Genomic DNA, 5,755 nt, shown 5'->3' with positions numbered 1-5,755 from the left:
GGTCCCCGGCGAGCTGCTCGCCGAGTCCGTCGCGGCGGCGAGCCTGCCGGCGGGCACGGCCGCCTGGGTCGCCGGTGAGGCGTCGGCGGTGCGCCGGATCCGCCGTCAGTTGCTCGACTCCGGCCTGGACCGCGGCCAGGTCTCGACCCGCGGCTACTGGCGGCTGGGCGCGGCGGACCATCCCGACCACGACTTCGGCGAGGTGGACCTCACCGACATCGCCCGAAGCGGCGGGGCCCGGGGCGGCGGCGGTGGTCGCGCAGACCGGCTGCGTAGCACGCTCGGGCCACTGAACAGCCGCGCCCGTAACGTCGCCCGGGAGGTGCGTGCCGCGATACGCGACCGCGGCGACGGTCGGACCCGGTGACCACGGCCGACGCGCCGCAGCCCGGTGGTGCCCCCGCCGGCGGCACCCTGACCGGCCACACCCAGATCGGCCACATCCAGGCCGGCCAGACCCAGGCCAGCCCCATCCAGGCCGGCCCCATCCAGGCCGGCCGCGCTCAGGCCAGCGCGCCACCGGCACCGCGGTCGGCTGTCGACGCCGCGCATGGCCCGCGCTCGGGACCGCCGGTGCTTCACTGCGCGGGCGTAGCCCTGGTGCGCGAGGGCCGGGAGCTGCTCGCCGACGTCGATCTGACGGTCCGTCCCGGCGAGCACTGGGCCCTGCTCGGCGCGAACGGGGCAGGCAAGAGCACGCTGCTCGGACTGTGCGGCGCGGTGCACCACCCCACCCGCGGCAGCGTGGACGTCCTCGGGCACCGGCTGGGCCGGGTCGACGTCCGGACGCTGCGGGGCTGGATCGGGCATGTCGATCCCCGCCATCCGCTGCGTTCACCGCTGACCGTCGAGGAGGTCGTGCTGACCGGGGCGACCGGCTCGATCGAGCTCGTTCCCCGCTGGCAGCCCACCGAGGCGCAGCGGCGGCGGGTGACGGAGCTGCTCGGGCTGCTGGGCATCGCCGCGATCCGCCACGCCCGCTGGCCGACGCTGTCCCAGGGCGAACGGGGGCGGACGCTGATCGCGCGGGCGCTCGTGCCCCGGCCGCGACTGCTGCTGCTCGACGAGCCGGCGACGGGCCTCGACGTCGCGGCCCGCGAACGGCTGCTGACCAGCGTGGAGACACTGGCCGGGGAGTCCGGCGAGCTGGCGAGCGTGCTGGTCACCCACCACCTGGAGGATCTGCCCGTCACGACGACCCATGCCATGCTGCTGCGCGAGGGGCGTGCGCTGGCAGCCGGCCGGGCGGACGGCGTGCTGACCACCGCGCTGGTCAGCGCCTGTTTCGACCATCCGATCGCGGTCCGCCGCGAGGACGGTCGGTGGTCGGCCCGCGCGCCGCGCCGCACGGGGTGACCAAAAGGTTCGACCTCACTTACCCGCGAGCGCCTGGGAACCTTTCGCGAAATCGGCCAGTTTGACGGGAGCCGCACCGGGGATACAACCCGCGATCACCGGCGAACAGGAAAGCGGCGCACCCCGGCACCGCCGCCGGCCACGGCAAAATTGCGGAGGCTCTCGTGCTTTGGTTCATCCTCACCATGGTTCTGCTTGGGCTCGTCGCTGGCGCGGTCGCCCGCCTGCTAGTTCCGGGGCGCGACGCGATGAGCATTCCGGCGACGATTGTCCTAGGCCTTGTCGGTTCGTTCATCGGTGGATTCCTCGGCTACCTTCTGTTCGGCCACGACTTCGATGAGGGTGCGTTCCAGCCTTCCGGGCTGATCGGCTCCATCATCGGCGCGATCATCGCGCTGCTGATCTACCGGGCCGTGCACGGCCGTCGGCCGGTGCACCACTGACCTCCGCTGAGCCTGCCCCCGTCGGCCCGCCCACCAGCGGCGTCGCTGCGGGACCGAGAGCTGCTTCCGAGGGCCGACCGGGCGATCCGGTCGGCCCTCGGCGTGCGCGGGGCCGGCCGCGGGTGATTCCCCCCGCCCGGTTCGGCCGTCGCCGTCCTGGCCCAGTGGCCGCCGATTCCGGCCGGATGGCGCCACCGACCGGAAGGCGCGCCGCCGGCACACCGGACCCTTGGTTCCGAGGAACGACCCGATACACGGCCCACCGGGCCCCCGTTGGCCAAATTCCGGGTAAAACGGCGGCCCTCCGCCGGTTCCTGTTTTGTTCACCGCCGAACCCGCGGGCAACCAGGCAGACACCGGGCGAGGTCCGGCCGAGGAAGCGGGACCTGCCCGGGTCGAAGTTCAGAAAGCGGTCAGCATACGACCGATTTCGGGGGCACGGCGGCGTCGACGCGCCGAACCGTCCGTGTCAGGAGTAAAAGGAGCTCCACCACGACGGACGAACGGGCCCGTGGCAGGCTGACGGCACGGCACGGCCGGCCCAGCACGGCACGGCACGCATGGCCGACATGGCGCTGCACAGCACGGCCCGGCAGCGCCTCGGCCGGGCCGCGGACGTCGGCGGAGAGGCACCCATGGCGCAGGACGACGCGACGCTGCCCGACGGGGACCACCGCGAGGATCGGTCGGACTCGCCGGGGGACGGCCGTGTCGGCGGCGCGGCCGCGTCCGCCCGGTGGCTCGAGCCGACCGAGCCCACCCGGGCCCGCTTCACCGGTTCGCCCCGGCCCGGCGACGGCGACGAGGACGGCCGCGAGCGAGGCGTGGGCGCGGGTGCCGTGCCGGAGCCACGGACGATCTCCTCCCCCCGCCGGGGCCCCGCGCCCGGTGTTCCTCGCGACCCGCTGCGGCTGCCCCGCCGGATCGGGCCATCGCCCGGTGCCACCCCACCACTGCTGGAGGCGCCGAGTGTGCCCACCGGGTTGCGGGAGTGTGCCGGGTGCGGCGCGCCGGTGGCCCGTCCGGGCCCGTCGGGAACGGTCGCACTCGAGGGCACGTGCGGGGGGTGCGGCCATCGCTACTCGTTCACCGTCAAGCTGCGTCCCGGCGAGCGGGTCGGCCGCTACACCGTGCACGGGGTGATCGCCCACGGCGGCCTCGGCTGGGTGTACGCGGCCACCGACGACAACCTCGGCGACGACGACGTGCAGGCCTGGGTGGTGCTCAAGGGTCTGCTCGACGCGGCGAACCCGGAGGCCCGGCGGATCGCGGAGGGCGAGCGCCGCATCCTCACCACGGTGTCCCACCCGGCGATCGTGAAGATCCTCGACTACGTCGCCCACGAGGGCGAGGACTACATAGTGATGGAGTACGTGCCCGGGATCTCCCTGGCCGGGCTGGCCGACACCGGGCCGCCTGGTCCGGATGGGCGGCCCGCCCCACCACCCCCCGCCGACGTGCTGCGCTACCTGCTGCGGGTGCTGCCCGCGCTGGGCCACCTGCACCGAATGGGCCTGGTCTACTGCGACTTCAAACCGGACAACGTGATGATCACGGCGTCCGGGGTGAAGCTCATCGACCTCGGCGGGGCCCGCCGCCTGGACGACATGGTCTCCGGTTACCTGTCCACCCCGGGCTACCGCGCGCCCGAGCTCGACGACGACGGCGAACGCCCCGGCGGCGTCGAGCGGGCCGCGCCGTCGGTGACGACGGACACCTTCGCCGTCGCCCGGACCCTGGCCCGGCTGGTCCTCGGCCGCTTCCCCGGGTTCGTCGACGCCTACCGGCACGTACTGCCCCCGCGACGCGCCCACCTCCCGCTGCGGGAGTTCGAGTCGCTGGACCGGCTGCTGCGCCGGGCCACCGCGACCGACCCGCAGCGGCGCTTCCAGAGCGTCACCGAACTGGCCGACGAGCTGGTCGGCGTGCTCTACGAGATCGTCGCCCGGACGGAGGGGCCGGTTCCGCCGCTGGCGAGCCGATGGTTCGACGCGGCCGGGCATCCCACCGGGGAGGCCGGCCCGACCGGACCCCCCGCCGCCTGGGAGGTGCTGCCGGACCTGCGGGTCGATCAGGACGACCCGCGCGCCCCGGCGCTGACCGCCGGCCCGGAGGAGGATCCGGCGGCGCTCGCCGCCCGGCTGGCCGCGATCGTCCCGGTGACCACGGAGGTGCGCCTGGCGCAGGCCCGGGCGAGGATCCGTGCCGGGCAGCTCGGCGAGGCGGCCCGCGCCCTGGACATCGCGACCGCATCGGCGCCCCGCGAGTGGCGCATCGACTGGTACCGGGGGCTGGCCGCCCTGGTCGCGCGGCGGCCGGGGCAGGCCGCGGCGGCCTTCGACCGGGTGTACTCGCAGGTCCCCGGCGAGCTCGCCCCCCGCCTCGCCCTCGCGACGGCCCTCGCCGACGTGGCGACCACGGCCGGCTCCGCGCGGGAGCGCCATGCGGCCCGGGAACGCGCGGGCGAGCTGTTCGACGTCGTCGGCGCCATCGATCCCGGCGTCACCAGTGCCGCGTTCGGGCTGGCGCGGTGCCGGACCGACCCGACCGGCAAGATCGATGCCTACCAGCGAGTGCCCCGTTCCTCCTCCGCCTACACGGCGTCGCGGGCGCGGATGATCGGCGTCCTGGTCGCCCGCGTCCCCGGAACGGACTCCGCGGCGGCCGGGTCCGCGGCGCTGCTGCGAGCCGCGGCGCTGCTGGCCGACCCTCTGCTTGACCTTGGTGAACGACGCCGTGCCGAGCTGCGCCGGGACATCTTCACCGCCGCCCTGGTCCTGGTCCCCACGGGCCACCCACCGCCCGACTCGCCGCGGCCGCCGACCCTGCTCGGTCGGGCCATGGTCGAGCGGGAGCTGAGGTTCGGGCTGGCCGAGACCTACCGGGAGATGGCCCGGCTGACCCCCGATCGGGCCAGCCGCGTCCGACTCGTCGACCGGGCGAACCACGCCCGCCCCCGCACCCTGCTCTGACTCCCTGGCACACCGACCCCCGGCCCGCCCGACCGATCCGGCTGCCCGCCCCGGCGCCCGCCGAGCTCAGGGGACGCCGGCGTCGGCCAGCGGCGGGCGGCCGGGGACGCGCAGCCCGGGCCGCAGCCACTCGTCGTAGAGCCGCGACCAGGTGCCGTCGAGCATGATCCGGCGCAGCACCCCGTTGACGAAGGCCACGAATCCGTCGTCGCCCGCGGTGTCCCCGGTGATCGGCATCGCGATGCCGTAGGGCTCGTCGAGCCGGCCGCCGGCTGCGAACGCCGCCCCGAACGCCTGCGGGCCGAGCACCGTCGTGTAAGGGTCCTGCGCGGCGAGCCCGGCGAGCAGGACGTCGTCGCCGACGATCGCGTCGACGTCGCCGTGCTGGAGGGCGACCAGGCAGTCGGCGATGCGGGAGCGGGTGACCGGTCGCGGGGCGGGCGCCGCCAGCCGGGCGAGCTTCTCGCTGGCCGTGCTGCCCGCCGACGTGCACACCGGCCGGCCGGCGAGGTCCGCCATGCCGGTGAAGCCGGCGTCCTGGCGGACCAGCAGCCGCAGGGTGGATTCGTAGTAGACGCTGGAGAAGCGCACCTGCCGCTTGCGCTCGCAGGTGATGGTCATCGTCGCGACGAGCATGTCGACCATGTTGGAGCGCAGCAGGTCCTCCCGCTCCGACGTGGTGACCGCCCGGAACTGGATGTGGTCATCGACGTCGTCCGGTCCGAAGATCGCCGCGGCGACGGCGCGGGCGATGCCGACGTCGAAGCCCTCCAGCCGCAGGGTGCGCCAGTTCATCAGCCCCGCGGGCGGTGCGTCGGTGACGATGCCGACCCGCAGGTAGCCCCGGTCCTGGGCGATCGCGCGCATGCGGCTGCCGGTCGGCATGCGCCCCGCTGCGGGCAGCGGATCCAGCGGCGGCTCCGTCGCACGCACCGGCCGGCCGTCCTGACGGCAGGTGCCGTCCGGATTGACCGCCCCCGCCGG

Annotated in this window: 5 protein-coding genes; 4 read left to right on the top strand and 1 reads right to left on the bottom strand. The window is 75.1% G+C overall.

The features are described from left to right. The 4 genes from ND748_RS23270 to ND748_RS23255 all read left to right on the top strand — a co-directional run. Nucleotides 1-367, top strand: a 367-nt coding sequence (locus ND748_RS23270) for an SIP domain-containing protein (RefSeq protein WP_251748091.1), incomplete at its 5' end; no start/stop codon positions are given. Nucleotides 368-600: 233 nt separating this feature from the next. Continuing rightward, the gene (locus ND748_RS23265; RefSeq protein WP_374216007.1) at nucleotides 601-1,356 is read left to right on the top strand and encodes an ABC transporter ATP-binding protein; all 756 of its coding nucleotides are present in this window, start codon (nucleotides 601-603) and stop codon (nucleotides 1,354-1,356) included. Nucleotides 1,357-1,541: 185 nt separating this feature from the next. Next, nucleotides 1,542-1,799, top strand: coding sequence for a GlsB/YeaQ/YmgE family stress response membrane protein (locus tag ND748_RS23260; protein ID WP_285902581.1), 258 nt, complete (start codon nucleotides 1,542-1,544; stop codon nucleotides 1,797-1,799). Between the two features lie 569 nt (nucleotides 1,800-2,368). Next, nucleotides 2,369-4,771, top strand: a complete 2,403-nt coding sequence (locus ND748_RS23255) for a serine/threonine-protein kinase (protein ID WP_251748088.1) — start codon at nucleotides 2,369-2,371, stop codon at nucleotides 4,769-4,771. 66 nt (nucleotides 4,772-4,837) lie between these two features. On the opposite strand, the gene ND748_RS23250 is transcribed toward ND748_RS23255, so the two are convergent. Continuing rightward, nucleotides 4,838-5,755, bottom strand: a 918-nt coding sequence (locus ND748_RS23250) for a glutamate ABC transporter substrate-binding protein (protein ID WP_251748087.1), incomplete at its 5' end; no start/stop codon positions are given.

Origin of the sequence: Frankia sp. AiPs1, from assembly GCF_023716945.1 — a bacterium.
Classification (GTDB): Bacteria; Actinomycetota; Actinomycetes; order Frankiales; family Frankiaceae; genus Frankia.
Note: the sequence above shows the minus strand (reverse complement) of the source record. Positions and strands in the feature narration are given on the sequence as shown.